We start from the raw sequence: 21,821 nt of genomic DNA, 5'->3' as shown, positions 1-21,821 counted from the left end.
AAGGTATTTCTTCTTATGGGGTGTAGCAAAAACTATATAATGTATTGGGGGGTTTTTACGGTTTATATAGTACCATGGAGCAAGAGAAAAGTGTGCACAAACTTCACAAAATTCAGCACACTTTTTTGGTTATTTTATATACTTGGGTTTTCTTCCACAGAATTTTCTCTTGTAAAAAGTGCTTCGAATTCATCTCTGTGTACTTTTTCCTTCTCAAGAAGAAGCTTTGCACAACTGTGGAGCACATCCTCATGTTCCATAATGATCTCTTTCGCACGATCATGGCATTCTGTGATAATACGATGAATTTCTTCATCAATAGACCTGGATACTTCTTCACTGTAGCTCCTGGTGTGTGCCAGATCTCTGCCGATAAACACCTCATCGTCATCGTCTCCGTAGGAGATCAGGCCAATTTTATCAGACATTCCATATTTCATCACCATACTTCTGGCAGTAGCAGTAGCACGCTTGATATCATTGGATGCCCCTGTAGTAACATCACCAAAAATAATCTCCTCTGCCACACGGCCTCCTAACAAAGTCATGATATCCTGCAGCATCTGTCCTTTGGTGTTAAAAATCTCATCATTATCCGGCAGCGGCATAGTATAACCTGCTGCCCCCATTCCTGTAGGAATAATAGAAATGGTATACACAGGATCCATATCCGGCAGTACATGGAAAAGAATGGCATGACCGGACTCATGGTACGCTGTAATCTTCTTCTCTTTGTCAGATATTACCTTACTCTTTTTCTCCGCACCAATACCTACTTTGATAAATGCACTCTTAATATCAGCCTGAAGAATAAAGCCTCTTTCCTGTCTGGCAGCCTCAATAGCAGCTTCATTCAGCAGGTTTTCCAGATCTGCACCTGTAAATCCTGCCGTTGTCTTTGCAATCTGTCTCAGATCCACATCCTCACCCAGAGGTTTATCCTTGGCATGGACACGTAAAATCTCCTCTCTGCCCTTTACATCCGGACGTCCCACTGCAACCTTACGGTCGAAACGACCCGGTCGCAGAATTGCAGGATCCAGAATATCCACACGGTTGGTAGCTGCCATCACAATGATTCCTTCATTAACACCAAAACCATCCATCTCTACCAGAAGCTGGTTCAGCGTCTGCTCTCTCTCATCATGTCCGCCTCCCATTCCTGTACCACGCTGTCTTGCAACTGCATCAATCTCATCAATAAAGATAATACAGGGGGCATGCTTCTTTCCTTCTTCGAACAGGTCACGTACACGGGAAGCACCTACACCAACAAACATCTCCACAAAATCAGAGCCGGAGATAGAGAAAAACGGAACTCCTGCCTCTCCTGCCACTGCCTTAGCCAAAAGTGTCTTACCTGTTCCGGGAGGTCCCACAAGGATCACACCTTTCGGAATTCTGGCACCTACTTTTGTATATTTCTGAGGAGATTTCAGAAAGTCCACTACTTCTACCAGATCTTCTTTTTCTTCCTCCAGGCCTGCCACATTATTAAAGGTTACCTTTTTATCATCCGGAGAGGACATCCTGGCACGGCTTTTACCAAAATTCATCATCTTGGCATTGCTTCCACCGCCTCCTGACATCTGCCGGTTCATCATCATGATCAGGAAAATCACCAGTGCTCCTGTAAGAAGTACAGGGAGCAAAGTTGTCAAAAAGATGTTATCTCCCGGCACATTCTGCGTTGTAACATCAATATTATATTTATTCAGCAATTCAATTGCCTGGTTCACATCTGTCACATATACTTTTTTCTGACCGGAATCTGTCGTATCTACGATCACTGCACCGGTAGGAACCTCTCTATTCTGCTGAATCGTTGCATCAACCACTCTGTTGTCTTCAAGAGCCTGTTCCAGCTGTTTCTGCGTATAGCTGCTCTGAGATACCACCTGATTATTTAAATAGAAATAACCGGCAACAAGAGCAACAAGCAGCACCAGATACAGACCAATTCTGCTTGGCTGTTTATTCACTTGATTCTGTCTCCTTTCAGTTTTCCCCCAGTTCCACTACTCCGATAAACGGAAGATTTCTGTATTTCTGCGCATAGTCCAGACCATAACCTACCACAAACTCATCCGGAATATTAAAGCAACTGTAATCCACCTTAACATCCCTTACTCTTCGCTCCGGTTTATCAAGCAGAGTACACAAATGAATGCTTTCCGGATTTCTCTTTCCAAGAATATCAATCAGATAACTCAGGGTTCTTCCGGAATCGATAATATCCTCTACTATAAGTACATTCTTACCCTCTAATGGCTGATCCAGATCCTTAACAATCTTCACAACTCCGCTGGACTTGGTATCATCTCCATAACTGGAAACAGACATAAAGTCAAGAGTTACCGGAACTGTAATTCTTTTTGCAAGCTCGCAGGTAAAAAATACACCGCCTTTAAGGACGCAGATCAAATGTATTTCCTTTCCTGCATAATCTCTGCTGATCTTTGCTGCGATTTCTCTGATACGGGAATCTACTTCCTCTTCACTGAGTAAAACTCTGATTTTCTCACTCATTTTTATTTCCTCCTTGGTATGTTAATGCTAAAACCATCCTGGTACAGGGGGTTATTTTATATCGCTCACTTATCCTGCTTCCTATGATCCAAAGTATTTCATCCTCCACTGCAATCAGAGGAACCTGATCTCTCCTGTCTGCCGGGATCTTTTCATCAATCATACAGCGATTGATCTTTTTTCTGTCTCCTTTGCTGTTGATAACAATATAATCACCGGTTTTCCTGGTCCGGATGCACGGATACTTTATTATTCTATCATAATCCAGCCATTTCGTATACTTTTTTTCTTCAATCTTCTGCCCGTCATACAAAAATACTTCTGTATGGATCATTCCCAAGGGACCCATTGTATCCCCGGGCACCAAAATCCTCTGCTCTGCAGGCTGATCAGAAGTTTTTTTCTCACAGATATCTTCTGAATATATTACATGCAAGTCTACTTCTGTATATCTTCTTTCTGCCTCCATCCCATAAGGAAGATTTATTTTTCTTCCAGTCTGCATATTCCACAAATTGCGAAGCTTCTGATAGTGAACAGAGGTAATATCCTTTCTCTTTCCTGCCAGCCTCTCCATTGCCTGCTGAAGTGCATAAATCTGCAGAATTTCCGGAGCTGAAAAAAATTCTTCTGGAAAACAGTACCTGCCCTCTTTATAAAATTTCTCTGCCAGTTCTGTCCCCTGGGCAGTCAGGTAATCCTCTGCCTGCGAAAGCCTGAACGCGGTTTCTGCCATATGGGCAGTTGCTTTTGAATTGATCCCCTGCTCCAAAGCCGGTAAAATATGATGCCGTATCCTGTTTCGTGTATATTCATCGCACAGGTTTGTACTGTCCTGTATATGTGGGATCTGATATTTTTTCAGGAAATCAGCAATCTCCCTTCGATTCAGGCACAAAATAGGACGTATGATTTTTTCCGCAGTCGGACGCATAGTGCACAATCCTCTCAAACCGGTTCCCCTGCACAGATTATGAAGCATGGTTTCTGCAAGATCTTCCTGATTATGCGCCAATGCAATACGTACCTTCTGATCTGCATAACTATGGGCAGCTTTCTCAAACGCCTCCCTGCGTACCAGTCTGCCAGTCTCTTCCTCCCCAAGCTTCCACTTTCTGCTTAAAGCAGGAACATCATAATGAAACACATGACAGGGAATTCCCCATTCCTCACAGATCTGCTCTACAAAAGCCCTGTCCCTGTCTGCCTCCTGTCCACGGATCCCATGATGTACATGCACAGCCGCAAGTTTAAAATCCAGCGGCTTCTGCAGTTCTCTCAGGATTGTGAGCATCAGCATGGAATCACTTCCCCCTGATACACCTGCCAGCACTGTATATCCGGCTTCTGTCATATGATTTTCTTTCATGTAACCAGCAATTCTTCTATACATTTCTTCTGTGACTCCTGTTTTCTCTATTTCTTCCAGATACCGGCCACCAGCACAGTCATATCATCTCTGGCACGGTAATCACTGTATCCCAACACACGTTCCAGGATTTCCCGCCCCAGCTCCTTCGGTGACTCTTCATGTACATCCTGAATAATTTCCTTCATGGTTTCCTCCTCCTTCTGTACCGGAAGAGCATCCAATACCCCATCTGTCATCATGATCAGATAATCTCCATGATAAAGCTTTCTGGAAGCAGTTTCAAAATCAATCTGCTGAACCAGTCCGGCTGCCAGGCTTTCAGAAGTGATCGTTTCTACCCCATGTCCTCTTTTAATAAAAGTAGAAGCAGCTCCAGCCTTCAGAAAGCTGCAGATTCCTGTATACAGATCCACAGCACACATATCTACTGTAGAGAACATTCCTTCCTGCCCTTTAAGCACCAATGCGGAATTTACCATTTTGGCAGCAGTTTCCTGTGAAAAACCTGATTCCAGAAACTGCTCCAAAAGTTCTACCACAGTCTCGCTTTCCCTGCACGCATCCATACCTGACCCCATTCCGTCTGAGAGGCACATAATAAAACGCCCTCCCTCCTCCTGCCTGCACAGATAATTATCGCCAGAAACCTTCTCTTCTTCTCTTGTCAGAGTTGCTGTACCATATAACATCTGATAACTGACATCCTCAACAAAATGTACTGTATGATACTCTCCGTTTACAATACATCGGCTTCCACTGGCAGGTGCCATAGGTTTTTCACAAAGTTCAGATAAAAGCTGTGCAATTTCTGTCATAGAAATACATTGCCCGCTTCTGGCTCTCATAGTGAGAAATATCTGTTTTTTGCTTTTGCGCCTGTCCATCATCCATACCTGACGTAAGATCACATGACGCTTCCGAAGTATTTTCCGAAGCTTCTCCTCAAATTCCGGAGTACATCTTTCCATATCATACAGATCATCAGCCATATGTTCCATAATCCTGGAGACTTCCCCAAGCTGCTGCGCCACTGCCAGCCGATTCTCAATCATACGGTTGTCCCATATCTGGTTCATTTTCTCCAGCTGAAAATTTTGAAAAACTGTATGGTAATACTGCACGGAACGCCCGCAGAAGCTCATCCAGTCCCCCCGAATCTGTTGGATTTCTTCTTCCTTTCCACTTTCCAATGCCCGAACCAGCATCTCTGTCCCCTGAAACATCTCTTTGCCCCTGCTTTCCCAGCAGATTTCTCTCCGATAGCATCTGGAACACACCTGTTCATTGGTATCTTCTGTAATCTGTTGTATCTGTCCGCTGCTTAAGTAATCCCTTGGATATGGCATACCATAAAAAGTGTCTGCCAGTCTCCGAAAAGAGGCTGCATACTGCTCCACCCTTTCCTTCTGGGGATGACTGTCACACAGAGCGATCATTTCCTGTGTATCCGGTACATTTCCCGCCAAAATAGTTTTTGCCATGTCCCGTATGATCAGTGTTATACTGATCACGAGCATGGCAAGCATCCATTCCTGCATATTCTCCCTCCCCTTATCTGTTACTGTCCTGTTCTCACAGTACCCCCTTCATTCTCCGTCAAAGAAATATTATAAGGATTGGGTTTTAAAATATCTGTCAAATACAGACGAACAAGTCTGAAAAGTTTTCGACATGTAAGCTCTGCTACTGTTCCTTTTTAAAAACAGTCTCATTATCCTTCGCAAGTCCCAGCTTCTCCCGGGCGATTTCCTCCACATACTCATCTGTCTGCATATATTCTTTCAGTTTATCAATATCTTCTGTACGGGCCTGTTCATTCTCTATCTCCTGCTCTATGGTAGCAGCCTTGGCATCATACACTGCCAGACGCTCCCTGAGATTCCGGCTCTCATGCATTAATCCTCCCAGAAGTACCAAAACAACCAGCGCAATAGCAAGCATTCCAAGAGAATTATATCCTATTTTTCTGTTTCTTTTCGTTTTTCGTTTCTTCTTAGAATTACCCAATTTGCCAGCCTTCCCTTTACTACATGTTTATACCAGAAAATTTTACCTCTTCTGACCGGAAATAGCAACCACTTTATTATTTTTTTCCCAATAATTATACAAATATCAAAGAGTATTCCACAAAACTTCACAAAGAAAGGACTGACAGTCAAATGACACAGACCAGCTCCCGCCACCAAGCTCAGAATCATATAAAAACGGAGATTTCCATCATTATTCTGGCAAATCCTGAAAAAAAGGTACAGTGCACTTCCCATCCAGTACAGAATGTCCTGTGCGTTTGAAATTTTACGGGAATGAACAGCATACTTTCTAAATACCCTCAGCAGATCATAGCATAAAAGGAGAACAGCCCCCGTTCTCAACGCCTGAATTACAAGAAATAGTTCATGATGAATAAACATACTCATCTGTTAATGAAATAACCTTCTGAGAAGTGGTTTTTCTCTATTATCTGCACTTTTAGAAAGATAACAGAGATTATCAACTCTTCCCTCCAGATCAATTTCTCCTTTTTCCAGATTCAGGCGCTTCACATGAAGCTGTTCTCCCTTTATCAACAGTTTTCCCGCTTTTGTAAAAAGCAGTATTTCTTTATCATCAAAGGATTTTATATCCTGTACACCGGTCACCGTACCTATCCGGCGATCCTTCAGCTTCAGACTATGGTCAGAAAGATTTCCCCTTTCTTCCAACTTTGTCCTCCGGATTTCTTTTTCCCTTACTTATCAGTAGTTTATGTGCAGAAAGCTTTAAATAGAAGTAATTTCAGCTCAAAGATATTTGTACATACTCTCCACATCTTCTTTCTTCACAGTCTCCCTGACCTCCAGAACTTCCACCCGTACATTTTTGCTTCCAAACTGGATTTCAATCACATCTCCTGTTTTGATCTGTACAGATGCCTTTGCAGGTTTGTCATTTACCAGAACTCGGCCTGCATCGCAGGCTTCATTTGCCACAGTACGGCGTTTGATCAGTCGTGAGACCTTCAGATATTTATCTAAACGCATAATTCCTCCTCACAGGTAGTAAAAAAGAGGGAACTTCCGTCCCCCCTGTTGGCTATCGTCAATCAATTATTTCGCGTTAACCATATCCTTTAAAGCTTTTCCGGCTTTGAATTTAGGTGCTTTAGAAGCTTCGATCTTCATTGTCTCACCAGTCTGAGGATTTCTTCCCTCTCTAGCAGCTCTTTCACTTACTTCAAATGTACCAAATCCAACTAACTGGATCTTTCCGCCATTTTTCAGTTCTTTAGAAACCACGTCAACGAAAGATTTCAGTACGTCTTCTACATCCTTCTTGGATAAATTTGTCTCTTTCGCCATAGCTGCTACTAATTCTGTTTTATTCATGGTGTTTCCTCCTCTAATACTCTCTTTCTTGTTTGTCAGCACCCGCCAGAAGCGACAGCGCTCTATCATTAGTTTATATACCATTTCCCTTATATTGTCAAGGTTTTTCACCACATTCAGCCAATTCTGTATGAGCATTCAGAAAATATTTTTGAAAACAATTTTGTATGAATTTTTCCCATATTTCTTTCTGATTAATCAGGTTTTCAAGCTTTTCCACATTTTTCCCGGAAATCCATACCTTTTTGTGTGAATAGTAATAATTGGCCAGTTTCCAGTATTTTTCGGGATAAGTAAAACGCACCTTCAGATTCTGCCATTCCTGATAAGAAACAGGTCGGATCCTGTGATATTCTGTTAGCATTTCCTTCCCCAATGTCAGATCCCAGCTGTATTTTTCCAGAATTTTTCTCATAAAATGATACAGATCTGCCATCTGAATATCAAAACACCAGTTTCCGAAATTTGTCACTGCCTCCCCTTTTCTCAGCATCAGTATGTTATGCTGATTATAGGCCCCGTGACAGACATCTCCCTCCCTCCAGGCTTTTTCCCTGAGACTGTCATAATCCGTTTCTTCCAGCATTTCTAATGCCAGCTCACCCCTCTGTAAAAATCCCTCTACACTGGAAAGAAATTTTTTTTCAAAAACTCCGGACGCACCTTTCTGACGGATAAACTTGCGTATCTTTCGGATTTCCCGGTTATGCCGTATATATTCCTCCCTCAGTGATCTTGCCCTGTATTCTTCTGCAGGCTCCATTTTCATGACATTATGTAATTTTGCCAGTGTTCCTACGCTTTTCAGAATGTCCTCTCTTGATCTGGTACTGCATTCCTGCCCTTCATACCAATGCTGAAGTGTAAACATCTGCTCATCCTTACTCTGACTGATGAGACTGCCCTGGGTATTTTCCAGGAAATAATCTGTATTTATGCCATTTTCCTGAAGGAGAAGCAAAAGCTCCTGCTGTTTTTTCAGTTTTTTTTCCGAACCGTGAAACTCTCTCAATATCAAAATTCCCTGTTCTGTATAGCAAAGCAGGGCACCCCTTGTCCTTGCAGAACGTTCTGCATTCAGGCCATACTGAGAAAGAGTGCCTAGTCCGTAATCATACAATGACATATCCCCCTCTTTTTTTGTACTTTCTATACATATGCAAAAAAGAATCCTGCTATGCCGGATTCTTTTCCTGATCTTTCCTGATAATTTCCAATAGAATTTCTTTCTGATTTTTCTCCGGATCTTCCAGAACAAGATTTAAAAGTTTTTCCAGTTTTTCCCCAATCTCTCTGCCGGGTCTGTAACCATTCTCTATTAAATCTCTGCCTGTAACTGCCAGTGTCTTCAATGATACGCACTGTTTTTCCTCTATAATCTGTCTGTATGCATCCCTTACACTGTCCAGACGTGCTTGTTTTTCCCCTCTCCTATACAGGCTCTGGGCAAGCATATCTGCCTGCTGTACTTCAAGATACAGGGGAAAAAGATCCTCACCGATCCTGTTAACAGCACGACGGACAGATTTGAGTGTTCCCTCCGGTCTGTCATCATGCCATTTCACCAGACGGGTTACCTTACGAATGGTATCATTGTCAAACTTCAGTCTGCGAAGAATCTGGCCTGCCATTTTTTCCCCTGCATTTCCATGGGTTTTGAAATGATCTCTTCCATTCTCATCGGTCTTTCTTACTACCGGTTTCCCAATATCATGAAGAAGCATCGTGATACGAAGAACCCTGTCTGCCCGCACATAGCAGAGGCTGTGCAGAATATGTTCCCCTACTGTATAACAATGATGGGGAGTATTCTGAGATGTCTCCATGCAGGCATCAAATTCCGGAAGAAATTCTGCAGTGATACCGGCTTCATAAGCTGTTCTGAGATAATCCGGATGAGGAGACATCAGAAGCTTTACTAATTCCACCTGGATCCGCTCTGCACTTACATGTTTCAGATTGGGTGCCAGCACCTTCAGCGCCTTGCGTGTTTCCTCTTCGATGGAGAATCCAAGCTGGGCACTGAACCGCACAGCACGCATAATGCGAAGTGCATCTTCTGTAAAACGTTCCAACGGATCTCCCACACAGCGGATAATCTTTCTGTCAATATCTTCCAGCCCTCCAAAAAGGTCAACCAATCCGCCGGAAGGATTATACGCCATAGCATTGATGGTAAAATCACGGCGTTTCAGGTCCTCTTCAAGGCTTGCTGTAAATGTTACTTCTTTCGGATGTCTGCCATCTTCATATTCGCCATCCACCCGATAAGTTGTGACTTCATAGCCTTCTTTCTCCATAAGGACAGTCACGGTTCCGTGCTGCAGACCTGTATCCACTGTTCTGTGAAACAGTTCCTTAACCTGCTCAGGCTTCGCAGATGTAGTAATATCCCAGTCATCCGGTTTTCGTCCCAGGATAGAATCGCGGACACATCCGCCCACTACATAAGCCTCATATCCTGCATTTTCCAGTATATGTAAAATTGTCTCCGCGTTTTTTGGTATTTCCAGAATCATATGACCATCCTTACCTTTTTTCTATTCATGATTAATGTAAAGCGGACATTCGCAATCCGCTTCGCTACTTGCTCATGAACGCAGTCGCTTTGCGATCTGCGTTCAAAAACCGGCATCCAGATATTATTTCTGCTGCCGGTTTTCTTTATTGCCTTACTGATTAGTATGCTCTACCCCAGTAAACCATCTTCTTAGCCGGTTTTCCACAGCATACGCAGACATCACTTAAATGTTCCTGCTCAAATGGCATACATCTGGATGTAGCCTGAACATCCTCTTTGATCTTATCTTCACATGCACGGTCACCGCACCACATAGCTTTTACAAAGCCTGGTTTATTAACGATTGTGTCCTTAAATGTCTCATAATCTGTAGCAACATAAGTATGAGCCTCTCTGTGGGCACGTGCACGTTCCAGCATATCCTTCTGGATCGTTTCCAGGATTTCCTGAACCTTCTCCACAAGCTCATCAAATGTAACTGTATATTTTTCTCTTGTATCACGACGGCAGATGACAGCCTGGCCATTCTCAATGTCCTTAGGGCCACACTCAATACGGATCGGAATACCGCGCATTTCCTGCTCTGCGAACTTGAATCCCGGACTCTTATCTGTATCATCTACTTTTACGCGGACTCCTGCTGCCTTTAATGCTGCAAACATCTCGTCTGCCTTCTCCAGAACGCCTTCTTTTCTCTGCTGGATCGGAATGATCACTGCCTGTGTAGGAGCGATTCTCGGAGGCAGCACCAGACCACTGTTATCACCATGTACCATGATAATGGCACCGATCATACGTGTTGTCATTCCCCAGGATGTCTGATGTACATACTGAAGTTTGTTTTCTTTATCTGTATACTGGATGCCGAATGCTCTGGCAAATCCGTCACCAAAGTTATGGCTTGTACCGGACTGAAGAGCTTTTCCATCATGCATCAGAGATTCAATTGTATAGGTAGCTTCTGCACCGGAGAATTTCTCCTTATCTGTTTTCTGACCCTTTACAACAGGGATTGCAAGAACTTCCTCGCAGAAGTCTGCATACAGATTCAGCATCTGGATGGTACGCTCTTCTGCTTCCTCAGCTGTTGCATGAGCTGTATGGCCTTCCTGCCATAAGAATTCACGGGAACGAAGGAACGGACGTGTTGTCTTTTCCCAGCGCACTACAGAACACCACTGATTGTATACCTTCGGCAGATCTCTGTGGGACTGAATTTCTTTTGCATAGAAATCACAGAATAATGTCTCAGATGTAGGACGTACACACAGACGCTCCTGAAGCGGATCCAGACCACCGTGAGTTACCCATGCAACCTCAGGTGCAAATCCTTCTACATGATCTTTCTCTTTCTGAAGAAGAGATTCCGGGATAAAGATCGGCATGTATACATTCTGTACACCTGTCTCTTTAAATCTTCTGTCCAGTTCATGCTGGATATTTTCCCAGATCGCATATCCTGCAGGTTTGATCGCCATGCAGCCTTTAACGCTGGTATAACCGCAGAGTTCAGCTTTCTTTACAACGTCGGTATACCACTGGGCGAAATCCTCTTCCATGGATGTGATGGCTTCTACCAGTTTCTTGTTGTTTGCCATGATTGTTTCTCCTTTTTTTGTGATTGTTTGTTTCAACTCACAGTCAGTAATAACTGTATTTTGTGACATCAGAATGTAAGTACTCCACTTCTTTTTTTCCATTCACAGATAAAAAAGAAGCCTTACATCCCTCACAAGGGACCGAAAGGCTTCGGCGGTACCACCCTAATTAACACTGTGCCCAAATGCCTGCACACTGTTCGCTCTTCTTCCGATAACGCAGGAAAAACGCCGTACTTCAATTGCACGGGGCTCCGAGGCCGGTTCCATAATTTGCGCACAGAATCTTCACACCATACAGATTCCTCTCTGGGATTGCTCCTTATGTACTATTCTCTTCATCGCCGTAAATATTTCGCATTTGGCTTTATTTTATGCGAAATCTCAGGATGTGTCAAGAGTGAAAATTCTAACGTTATACTTCTATTGTAATTTTTCTGCCTGTACGGTTATATTTATAATAACGCACTCCTGCAGCATCCAGCATTCTCTTGGATGCGATCACTGCCGGAGTATTGGCATATTTATCACAGTCATAAACAATTGTCTTAATCCCTGCCTGTATAATAGCCTTGGCACATTCATTACAGGGAAAAAGAGATACATAGAGCTTTGCCCCTTCCAGACTTCCACCCCTGTAATTCAGGATTGCATTCAGCTCACTGTGGGTCACATAAAAATATTTTGTATGAAGGCTATCCCCTTCTCTTGCCCACGGAAACTCATCATCCGAACACCCTTTGGGAAATCCGTTATATCCCATAGACAAAATTTTATTATCTTCACTTACAATACAGGCCCCTACCTGAGAATTAGGATCCTTAGAACGCATTCCTGACATCATGGCAACTCCCATAAAGTATTCATCCCATGATAAGTAATCTGTACGTTTATGATTTATATCCATTGCTCAAACCTCCCTGGTCTGGCAGCTATTCGCAGTCCACTTTATTCTGTCTCTATCTGATTGATCCTTCTGATGTGCCTTTCATCATTGGAGAATGGCGTATTTAAGAAGGTCTCAACAATTTTCACAGCCAGTCCAGGACCTACAACTCTTCCTCCAAGAGCAAGAATATTGGCATCATTGTGAAGTCTCGTTGCTTCCGCAGTAAAGCAGTCTGTACAGACAGCAGCCCTGATTCCCCTGATCTTATTTGCTGTAATAGAAATTCCGATACCTGTTCCACAGATCAGTATTCCCTTCTCACACTCTCCATCAAGAATGGCATGAGCAACCTTCTTTGCATATACCGGATAGTCTACGGAAGCCAGGCTGTCACAGCCATAATCTTTATACTCGATTCCCTTCTCATCCAGATATTTTTTAATCTCCAGTTTTAATTCATATCCTCCGTGATCACATCCTAAAGCTAACATACCTTTTCCTCCTGAAATTCATATTATTTTTTACTTATCCACCTGGATAATCTTATGTCCCGCAGCCTTCAGCAAACGGTTCATGATTGCCTGTCCCATTCTTGGCGTATAAAAGGCCTCTGAATATATGGATCTGACCGCACTCTGATCAAATTCCCGAAGCACTTCATACAAATGGTGCGCAATTGTTTCCTCTTCTCTTCTGCTTCCGATGCTTACTACCAGACCTTCCTTGTATCTGTCCTTCGTCTCATCCGTTGCAATAATGCCCACCAGCTCACCATGAGCTTTGGCCTCTGCAGCCAGTTCATTGATTTTTTTTACCACTGCCTCCTGACTGCCTTCTACAATAGCCAGATCTGCCTTCGGTGCATAATGGCGATACTTCATTCCAGGTGCCTTTGGACGAACCTTACTGTCCGATGCGATCAGACCTTTATCCATCCGGACATCGCCAAGAGTCTTCTGCAGCATCTCCAGTGAAATATACCCCGGGCGTAAAACAACCGGCACATCTTCTGTAAAATCAACGATTGTTGACTCAAGTCCGATTCCAACCTGGCCTCCGTCAATAATCATATCAATTTCCTCACCCAGATCCTCTATCACATGCTGTGCAGTGGTAGGGCTTGGCCTGCCCGAGGTATTTGCACTTGGGGCAGCCACATAACCTCCTGCTGCTTTGATCATTTCCTGGGCAATCCTGTCACTGGGAAAACGGACAGCCACACTGTCCAGGCCGCCAGTAGTCTCCTTCGGCACCAGATCTGACTTTGAGAGTATCATAGTCAAAGGTCCCGGCCAGTATTTCTCAGCCAATATTCTGGCTTTCTCCGGTATCTCCCCTACGATGGGTGCCAGCTTATCAAACTCTGCAATGTGCACGATCAGCGGATTATCCGAAGGTCTTCCTTTTGCAGCATATATTTTCATGGATGCGTCTGGATTCAGTGCATCTCCTCCAAGTCCGTAGACCGTTTCTGTGGGAAATGCAACCAGACCGCCTTTTTTCAATATTTCTCCGGCACGACATATTGCATCCAGATCAAGATGCTCTGCTGTCATGGATACGACTTCTGCTTTCATTGTCCTTCTGCCTTCTTTTTTCATTAGATTTGATAGTTATATCACAAATATTGTACACGATTTTTATGGTTTCGTCTATGAAAAGATATTCTGATGTACTAGTTCACTTTCAGGATATATGTGTCAGAATTTTCGGACTGGAATACCTTTTTCCCCAATCCTTCCAATATCTCTTCATTCAGATTTGTTCCATATTTTTCTTTTTCACAGGAACCAACAAAAATATAGGAAATATCATATTTATCCAGAAGCTCTTTCACCAGTTCCTTATCTGAAGAGGTATAGATTGTCTCAATCTCGGTCCTCTTGGTATTCAGATCATCTGTATCATTCCGCCACAGCCATTCATGAACATACCATCCCAGTACAGTGGGAAGCCCTGTCATTGCAGAAACTCTGTTATCATAGTCTTTATAACTGTCCCCTGGTGCCTCAAGAACCACCGTCGTTCCCTTCACATTGTTTTTCAGCCATCTGATCGCAGAAGCATCCTCCGGTACTCCGTTTTCCAAAAACGAAACCGCATTCAGCCCTTTATACCCTGAAACCTCCCACACATTCCCAAACCAGGAGGTTACACTTTTTCCAAAATATCCAAAGGTCCAGCACAAAAGCACCAGTCCAATCACAGAAAAAATCTTAAACACTTTTTTCTGTGCCAGAACCAGCATCCGTACAATCCCATATCCCATAGTCATGGCAAAGAGAATGTAAGCCTGGTAAGTAAGTTTAAACATAGTATTGGCTCTGGCATTTCCATTTTCATAAATATCCCTTACATAGACCAGTTCCGGTATCAAAATCAATCCCATAGCGCACAGCCCCATGATCACCGCAAATAAATCCGGCAGTGCCATTGCCCGCATCAGGCGATATACTCCCCTGTTCCTGCCGTCACGAAGCTTCTCCCACAGAATACATATGATCAGCAATACTGTAAGAAATATGGGAAGCCCCCATAATATCAGCAGCTGATGAATCAGGGAATGATGGGTTGCAATTCCTACCCCCTGGAACATGGTCTTGAATTTCATAGTAAAGGGAAGGATCACCACATAAGAAACCACAATCATCTCAACCGCCTGTACAATGGTAACAGTCAGGACTTTTTTCACCTTTCCTTCAAACTGAATAATATTGGTAAACAGGATTACTCCCCCTGCAACTACAAAATAAATGATAAAATCCCAATAATTTGTAAAATGGAACATTCCGATCAGTACACATACCAGCAAAATATGAGGAATAAAAAGCTGCCTTATCCAAAATTGCTTTCGGCTGATTTTCTCTATGACTGCTTTCCTGCTACGGACATGTTTCATCCATGCATACAAAACTCCCACCAGCAGTAACACGAACATAATATTCACCACATGAGCATGAAGATCCCCCAGTACAAAAGAATAGCAGGGAAATTCATGGATGGTTTTGTCCTGTTCATTGACCGGATTATAACCGATATATCGGGTAGCATCCGGAAACCAGTAGCTGTCCGGTGTTTCTCCCTGAAGCTTCTGGATCCATGGTATTATTTTACAGTACACCACATAATGCATATTTCCGGCTATGGATACAGATAATCCTGCCAGAACTCCGGCCAAAGTGGGGATACATCGTTTTTTCCCTGTAAGCCTGTCCTTTAATCCATCAACAGTCATCTGATATACCAGCGAAAACGGAAGGGTAAATGCAAAAGCCGCCACAAAGGTCCGCATAAGATTATAAGTCAATTCCACCTTACTTCCCGTGAGCTTGGTAAGAAAAACAGCAAAATACTGACCTCCATAATAATAATTGATGGTTCCCTCAGAATACCAGAGATCTCTTGCCGGAAGAGTAGAACTGCGCATCATAGCCTCCATAAAGCCATAATCCATAAATTTCTCAGTTCCGTGAGCCTCCGGCCGGAATCCTGCTACATAAGTCCACAAAAGAAAGAATATAAAAAACAGAATTTCCTCTCTGAAAATCAAGGTTCCTCTGCCAGCCGGCAAACAATCTACTCCTTTTTTCATCTGATAAAAATACAGAAGAATGCACAAAATCCCGCACACTACAGATACGCCAATACAGGAAACGGTAGTAAACGGAAGCAGCTTCACAGCTACCAACAGCCAGGTAAGAAATCCGGTAACTGCAATAGCAAGAACCTTTGAAAAAATCCAACCCTTATCCTCAAATCCAGCAAAAAGTCTTCCTGTCACAGGCATAACCAGCATTCCCATGAGAAAAGCCATCATCCACCAGGTCCAGAAAGTCCACACATCACCCTTCAGTAAATAGGCTGACAGTCCAGCCAGAGCTGCTGCCAGAAACACTCTGGGTACCACTTGTTTCATCTGTGTCTTCCTCCTCATTCTTAGTGTCACACTTATTCATCATCAATTGTTTTATAGATCCGGATTCTTCTATCCTCTGTCTCGTAGACCTTCTCGAAGGTTTGGGAGATCAAAGCTTCCTGACATTCTTTCTGTTCGAATTCCGATCCTTCTTCAAAAAGAATATACGTAATTTTTTCCTCTTTCACCACAGATCTCAACACACTCTCATCTGTAGCTGTATAAATTTCCACTGCCCTGTCAGCTCTGTAATTGGTATCGTATCCCGCTGACCAGGCATAATAAGGCCAGCCACAGTAAAGCATCACTCCTGACATAGTCACTTCATTCATACTGTATTCCGGAGTAAGCAAAAGATCCTGTTTTCCAAGATGATCTGCCAGCCACCGGGTCAGATCACTGTTCATATTCACAGTCACCCTGTGTCCTGTTCCGTTTCCCCTTAGAATAATAACAAAATCATAGATTCCTGTAGCAGTCAGGCAGACAGCTAAAAGAACTGCCAGAAGCTTTTTCCACAACTTTTTGCCCCAGAGACTACAGATTGCCCATGCCCAGAAAACGCTCAGAAATCCATATGCGATCACAATATATTTGTGGTTTACATTGATATCCGGTGTCATCAGCAGAACAAAAGCAAAGATTACCGGAAACAGAAAACCTGTAAGCATTGCTTTTTCTCTTCTTTTCATAAAGAATACCAGCAGGATCAGTCCCAGGAAAAAGATACCTCCCATCCAGAACAGATACTTCACCACTCCCCAGAAGTTTTTTTCCTCAGCCAGAAAGCCCAGATAAAGTCTAGTATCCATGGCACTTCCCCGGATAAATATTTTTGTCTGGAGAAAAGAAAAGAATACTGCAGTACCTGCAGTAACCGCATAATCAACCTTTCCATCGGAGAAAATGGCAAATCCCAGTAAAATCAGTAATCCGCCAATCACCGCCGCTCCATTCCAGAACGCACTCAGCCCAAGCAGCAATCCCATAATTAAAGCCTTCTCCAGATTTCTGCTCTTCCAGGCCTGTAAAGACAAAATACGCTGTATAAACCATGAAAAACCTTTTTCCTTATGAGAGGTTCCTGCTTCCAGCCAGTCCAGAAAAACATATATTACCAGAGTTACGATCAAAAGTCCAAATGCCAGGTGTCTCTGGTTCAGATACACATTAAAATTCCATAAACCCCAGTTTTCGTTTACAGTATAACCGATAAATGACGTATTCTCCAGCAAAGCAGCCAGCAGATCCCCTGTCTGAAGATGTTCCCACACATATCTGAAAAAAGCAGCTCCGCTTCTGAAAAAAAACAGAATGACAGTTACCGCTCCACAGCAAAACCGTCCTGTAATCCGAACAGCCAGCTGACTCAGCAGCATAAGAAAACCAAGAAGCGATCCAATGCTGACAATATTATAGGCAAAATCCAGTCTGAGCCCCAGATACTCCAGATTTCCAGCCAGGAACTGAAACATAAAATGATATTTTACATCTGCCCCTCCATAATGGGGATACTGGGTGGGAAAATTATTTCCCAGAGAAAAAGATCTCATCATAGCTGTGTGTGGTGCATAATCTCCATAAACTGTCAGCCCTGAGTACAGTACTCCGTCCCTGATATAAAATACATAAAACATCATGTATGTAATAAAAACCAGCAGTAATCCATATAAAATCAATTCTTTTCTGAAACGGCTCTTATCTTCCCATAACTTCCCTTCCAGAAAGGGATGATTTTTTTTCTTTTTGATCATCAAAATCACTGCCAGTATTACTGTCCCACTGACAAGCACGATCACATTTCCATATAGCAGTGGATTTTGAACACCGCCCACTACACTGAAAAACCAGGCTACAATATAAACACTCCATGTCAGCAGTAAAATTCCTGTGCCAAAAGCTGCCGGAAGCTTAAGCCAGATCCTGTTTACTGATATCTTTTGTTCTTCTTTTTCAATAAGAAAGGCTGATGCCTCATAACCCAGCAGCATCGCCAAAATCAGGTATATTATTCCAAGCATAATGCCTTCTGTTATCCTTTCCTGTTTCTTTTCCAATCTCAAAAAGCTCAAATAATAGCAGTTACTTAATATTCGCTGTACTAGCTCTATCAGTATAACAAAAATAAATACACTTTAAAAGTAACTTCACATAAAAGAAACAATTTAAGTGCTTTTAAGGTATTTATCAATTCCCAGTGCCACTGCATAAGCAACCTTCTGCTGATATTCAGATGTCTGCAGCAGCTCTGCTTCCTCTGGATTGGTCAAAAAGCCACATTCTACAATATTCAAAACACTTTCGCTTCGTTTCAGAAGATAATAGGTACGGTTTCCCTTTGGAGCCCTGGGTCTTGTCACATCCAGACAGGTATTTAACGCATCCTGAATATAACCGGCCAGCGCCTTTCCCTGTATGGAATCCTCATAATAGAACACCTGGGGACCGTATACCTCAGGATCCTGATAGCTGTTCTGATGAATACTTACACATAAAAGAGGCTTATATTTTCCAATCAGCCCGATTCGCCTCTGAAGATCCTGGACCTTCTGATTTTTACAGTCATTGTCATACAACCCCTTATCTTCCTCCCTGGTCATTATCACATAATAGTCCTTTTCCTCAAGAACTTTTTTCAGCCTATTGGCGATTTCCAGATTGATTTCCTTTTCTTTTAATCCCCCAACCCCTATCATCCCGGGATCAGTTCCACCATGCCCTGCATCTACCAGTATCATTTTTCCGGGATCCCGGTTATGGTTTTTTCCGGACACCAGAGCAGCCTCCCGAGCCAGTATATAAACACCGATCAGAAACAAACAGATTAATACAAGCTTTGTCCCTCGCTTTTCCAAAAAATAAAATACCCCCTGCCATATTCACCTTAATATATGCCAGAGAGTATTTTACACATTCCTGTTTTTCCTTTGTATTATTTATTTACTGCAAATTATCTGTGATCACCTGCCAGATGCCGCTATTCTCAAATCCCAGCTTCCATGCAGCCACACCGGCCAGCTTATACTTGGATGCCAGTTTTACCTTGGCAGCAATAGACTCTGCATCCTCCAGCCATATCTGATAGGTGGAATTATCCTCCTCATAGGTTCCATAATTCTGAGAAGTATTCTTATCCCAGTAAGTCTCCACATTTTTCTCGGCAATCACCTGCTGAGCCTGGTCCATGCCAATTGCCTCACTTGTAACAGCTCCACCTGTTGTTTTCCACAATCTTGTATAGAAAGGAACTGCGTTGATCACACGGTCTGCCGGTACTTCTTCCAGTGTATCCTGAATTCCCTGTTCTACCCATGGCAGTGATGCAACTGATCCTGCGTCAGATCCTGAATAATGTTCATCGTACCCCATAATAATTACATAATCCACAACTCTTCCCTGCTCAGCCCGGTCATAATGGCTGGTGAAATCCTCTGGAACAGGATTATCCACGGAAAGTACCAGATTATTTTTATGGCATTCAACAGATAGTTCTCTCAGAAATTCCAGAAAATGAATTCCCACATCCTCACTGAGTGACTCAAAATCCACATTAATGCCATCCAGCCCCACATTAACTGCTGCCTGTATCAGCTGAGTTATGAGATTCTGTCTGGATGCTGTATTTGACAGGGTTTCCATGGTACTTACATCCTGAGTAAAGTTATCGATCAGTCCCCATACCTTCAGACCTTTTTCATGTGCTTTGGCAACATAATCTGCACTTGCAATATTGGAAATATTTCCTGCTGTATCTGTCAGACAAAACCAGGTTGGTGAGATCACATTCACCCCTGTCATATTTGCAATGGCATCTTCCAGATATGCATTGGCATCTGTGGAAGTAACCTGATGCCATACCATATTCACAGGATCATCCATGGTAATATAAGTATATTCTTCACCCTGGAAATTGCGTTCAAAAGTAGTTTCTTCCACTTTTCCTACTTTCTTTTTCTCCACATATCCAATATATCCGTCATCTGTAGCAACCTGATCCCAATCCTCAAGTTCCTCCAGCAGGCGGAGCTTTGTTCCTTTTTTCACTTCTGTAAGAATACTGGATTTAATTCCGCCCCGATAACGAACAGCTATATTTTTCTCTGCTTTTACAGTTTTGATCTTATCAAACTGATACTGGATCGCAACCCGGTAAGGATCTTTATATATATATGCATCAATATCTGTATACTGCTGTACATATGACAGATTCAGATACACCCTGTCATCCCTTAGCCATACCTGGTCACCTGCCTCTGATGCAGCTGCTGCGGAAATTACTTCTGATGGTGTTGCATACAGGATCTGCTTGTTGGCAGCATCCCAGTAATATCTCTGATTCAAATATGTATTCACTACATCAAGAGGAAGATAAACTCTCTCCCCTGCTACCAGTGCCTTCGCATCCAGGAGCTCTGTCCCCAGAACCAATGCCGCTTCTCCATCCCCCAGTTCTCCGTAATATTCATTCAGATTCATTTTCTCTTTTGTGGGAATGCGTTTCATGATCACATGACTCAAAAGCCCGATCATTGCTACCAGAAAAATCAGAACAATCACTGCAATTGCGGGTTTTATTTTCTTATTCATGACTTTTTTCCTTTCGGTATAATTACTGATTACTATAGCATTATATCATATTTTATTACAAATGCATTACAAAAATCAACTTTTCATAATTTTTTAAGATTTACCTGAATTTTCCATTTGGGCCATACTATCATGGGATATTTCAAATAAACAGGCTGCCCAGAGGCATTATGAACATCGAGGAATATTCTGTATATTTCGAACAGCCTGTTTTTTACCTGGCGCAGAGGCTTATGGCTCACCAGTTTTATCTTCTGTTATTTTTCTTCGACAAAATCGAAGTTGACACGAGCAATCTGTCCCTTTTCATCTGAAATGTAATCCCGCATGTAACCACCGTTTTCTGCAATCTGACAGGCTTTTGCAATGTTTTTAGGAGTACTTGGATATCCATCAAGATATAAAGATATTCCCTGAGACTGGTACCTTTTTAACTCCTGTTCCAGAGGCTTACGCAGGTTTTGTTTCCTGGCCCGTGATATATTTTCCGTATTCTGTCCTCCTTTCTTGTATTAGTCAGGCAGTTAAGAGTCGAAGGCTGCTGCCTGCCATGACCCACCACACCCTCTCTGGGCTGATAAGGTCAGATAATAGAAAGCACCACTACTGGTTTCCGGAAAAAACAAAATACTCTGCAAACTCCAATTTATTTTCATGGGAATTCATCTGAACACTGCCACAGCAAGAACGCTGCAGGATAAAAAGGCAGTGAAGCTTAATAAATATTATAATATTGATATAGGTTACTCTCAGGCTGCATATTTATGGATTACAGACAGATTGTTTTCTCCTGTTTTTCATTATACAGCATTTACAGTTATGCGCAATGCTTTTCATCAATTTGTTTAATTTTTTCGATTTTGTTCCCAAATTTTTTATAATTAGGCAAATGACTTGCCTTTACATTTTACAGTTTCATGTTATATAATATACTGTATATAAGTAGCTATTCAACAGTGTAAACTGTACAGATAGTGAACAGCAGCTATATCTGAGCTGCTTACCAGGGCATTGTAGGTCATTATATGTTACTGTGAACAGTAG

Annotated in this window: 20 protein-coding genes; 1 reads left to right on the top strand and 19 read right to left on the bottom strand. The window is 42.6% G+C overall.

Annotated features, from left to right (window positions below):
• Positions 1-134: 134 nt before the first annotated feature.
• The 19 genes from ftsH to H8Z82_RS11560 form a co-directional block, all read right to left on the bottom strand.
• Positions 135-1,982, bottom strand: coding sequence for an ATP-dependent zinc metalloprotease FtsH (gene ftsH, locus H8Z82_RS11650; protein ID WP_019160909.1), 1,848 nt, complete (start codon positions 1,980-1,982; stop codon positions 135-137).
• A 16-nt stretch (positions 1,983-1,998) separates the two neighbouring features.
• A complete protein-coding gene (gene hpt, locus H8Z82_RS11645) occupies positions 1,999-2,529 on the bottom strand; it encodes a hypoxanthine phosphoribosyltransferase (protein WP_019160908.1) in 531 nt (176 codons plus the stop codon).
• A complete protein-coding gene (tilS, locus tag H8Z82_RS11640) occupies positions 2,522-3,922 on the bottom strand; it encodes a tRNA lysidine(34) synthetase TilS (RefSeq protein ID WP_186995214.1) in 1,401 nt (466 codons plus the stop codon). The genes hpt and tilS overlap by 8 nt, the downstream gene beginning before the upstream one ends.
• A 23-nt stretch (positions 3,923-3,945) precedes the next feature.
• A complete protein-coding gene (locus H8Z82_RS11635) occupies positions 3,946-5,439 on the bottom strand; it encodes a SpoIIE family protein phosphatase (RefSeq protein WP_186995213.1) in 1,494 nt (497 codons plus the stop codon).
• Between the two features lie 145 nt (positions 5,440-5,584).
• A complete protein-coding gene (locus H8Z82_RS11630) occupies positions 5,585-5,908 on the bottom strand; it encodes an FtsB family cell division protein (RefSeq protein WP_243176460.1) in 324 nt (107 codons plus the stop codon).
• On the bottom strand, positions 5,860-6,312 hold the full coding sequence (gene yabQ, locus H8Z82_RS18050) for a spore cortex biosynthesis protein YabQ (RefSeq protein ID WP_243176464.1): 453 nt from the start codon (positions 6,310-6,312) through the stop codon (positions 5,860-5,862). Before yabQ ends, H8Z82_RS11630 begins: the two co-directional genes overlap by 49 nt.
• Before the next feature lie 9 nt (positions 6,313-6,321).
• A complete protein-coding gene (yabP, locus tag H8Z82_RS11620) occupies positions 6,322-6,603 on the bottom strand; it encodes a sporulation protein YabP (RefSeq protein WP_019160903.1) in 282 nt (93 codons plus the stop codon).
• A gap of 78 nt (positions 6,604-6,681) precedes the next feature.
• Entirely contained in the window at positions 6,682-6,921 is a 240-nt protein-coding gene (locus H8Z82_RS11615) for an RNA-binding S4 domain-containing protein (protein WP_019160902.1), read from the bottom strand.
• A 66-nt stretch (positions 6,922-6,987) separates the two neighbouring features.
• Positions 6,988-7,266, bottom strand: a complete 279-nt coding sequence (locus H8Z82_RS11610) for an HU family DNA-binding protein (protein ID WP_019160901.1) — start codon at positions 7,264-7,266, stop codon at positions 6,988-6,990.
• A gap of 97 nt (positions 7,267-7,363) precedes the next feature.
• Positions 7,364-8,392 carry a protein kinase family protein gene (locus tag H8Z82_RS11605; RefSeq protein WP_243176459.1) on the bottom strand — a complete coding sequence of 343 codons (1,029 nt, stop codon included), beginning with the start codon at positions 8,390-8,392 and terminating at the stop codon, positions 7,364-7,366.
• A gap of 49 nt (positions 8,393-8,441) precedes the next feature.
• On the bottom strand, positions 8,442-9,785 hold the full coding sequence (locus tag H8Z82_RS11600; protein WP_186995212.1) for a CCA tRNA nucleotidyltransferase: 1,344 nt from the start codon (positions 9,783-9,785) through the stop codon (positions 8,442-8,444).
• 160 nt (positions 9,786-9,945) lie between these two features.
• A complete protein-coding gene (proS, locus tag H8Z82_RS11595) occupies positions 9,946-11,385 on the bottom strand; it encodes a proline--tRNA ligase (RefSeq protein WP_186995211.1) in 1,440 nt (479 codons plus the stop codon).
• A 415-nt stretch (positions 11,386-11,800) separates the two neighbouring features.
• On the bottom strand, positions 11,801-12,292 hold the full coding sequence (locus H8Z82_RS11590) for a deoxycytidylate deaminase (protein WP_186995210.1): 492 nt from the start codon (positions 12,290-12,292) through the stop codon (positions 11,801-11,803).
• A gap of 41 nt (positions 12,293-12,333) precedes the next feature.
• Positions 12,334-12,765 (bottom strand): ribose 5-phosphate isomerase B, encoded by a 432-nt coding sequence (gene rpiB / locus H8Z82_RS11585; RefSeq protein ID WP_173743803.1) that lies wholly within the window; start codon positions 12,763-12,765, stop codon positions 12,334-12,336.
• A gap of 30 nt (positions 12,766-12,795) precedes the next feature.
• On the bottom strand, positions 12,796-13,851 hold the full coding sequence (locus tag H8Z82_RS11580; protein WP_186995209.1) for an L-threonylcarbamoyladenylate synthase: 1,056 nt from the start codon (positions 13,849-13,851) through the stop codon (positions 12,796-12,798).
• A gap of 98 nt (positions 13,852-13,949) precedes the next feature.
• Complete coding sequence (locus H8Z82_RS11575; protein WP_186995208.1) at positions 13,950-16,190, bottom strand: DUF2298 domain-containing protein; 2,241 nt, start codon at positions 16,188-16,190, stop codon at positions 13,950-13,952.
• Positions 16,191-16,222: 32 nt separating this feature from the next.
• Entirely contained in the window at positions 16,223-18,211 is a 1,989-nt protein-coding gene (locus tag H8Z82_RS11570; RefSeq protein WP_186995207.1) for a hypothetical protein, read from the bottom strand.
• 144 nt (positions 18,212-18,355) lie between these two features.
• Complete coding sequence (locus H8Z82_RS11565; protein ID WP_186995206.1) at positions 18,356-19,045, bottom strand: N-acetylmuramoyl-L-alanine amidase; 690 nt, start codon at positions 19,043-19,045, stop codon at positions 18,356-18,358.
• An 85-nt stretch (positions 19,046-19,130) separates the two neighbouring features.
• A complete protein-coding gene (locus tag H8Z82_RS11560; RefSeq protein WP_186995205.1) occupies positions 19,131-20,777 on the bottom strand; it encodes a glycosyl hydrolase family 18 protein in 1,647 nt (548 codons plus the stop codon).
• 654 nt (positions 20,778-21,431) lie between these two features.
• Here H8Z82_RS11560 and H8Z82_RS17155 point away from each other — a divergent pair.
• A complete protein-coding gene (locus H8Z82_RS17155; protein ID WP_019160889.1) occupies positions 21,432-21,626 on the top strand; it encodes a hypothetical protein in 195 nt (64 codons plus the stop codon).
• The last annotated feature ends 195 nt before the right edge of the window (positions 21,627-21,821 follow it).

It is taken from the genome of Blautia difficilis, assembly GCF_014297245.1.
In the GTDB taxonomy this organism is placed as follows: domain Bacteria; phylum Bacillota; class Clostridia; order Lachnospirales; family Lachnospiraceae; genus Blautia_A; species Blautia_A difficilis.
The sequence above is the reverse complement of the archived record's forward strand: the minus strand, read 5'-3'. Positions and strand labels throughout refer to the sequence as shown.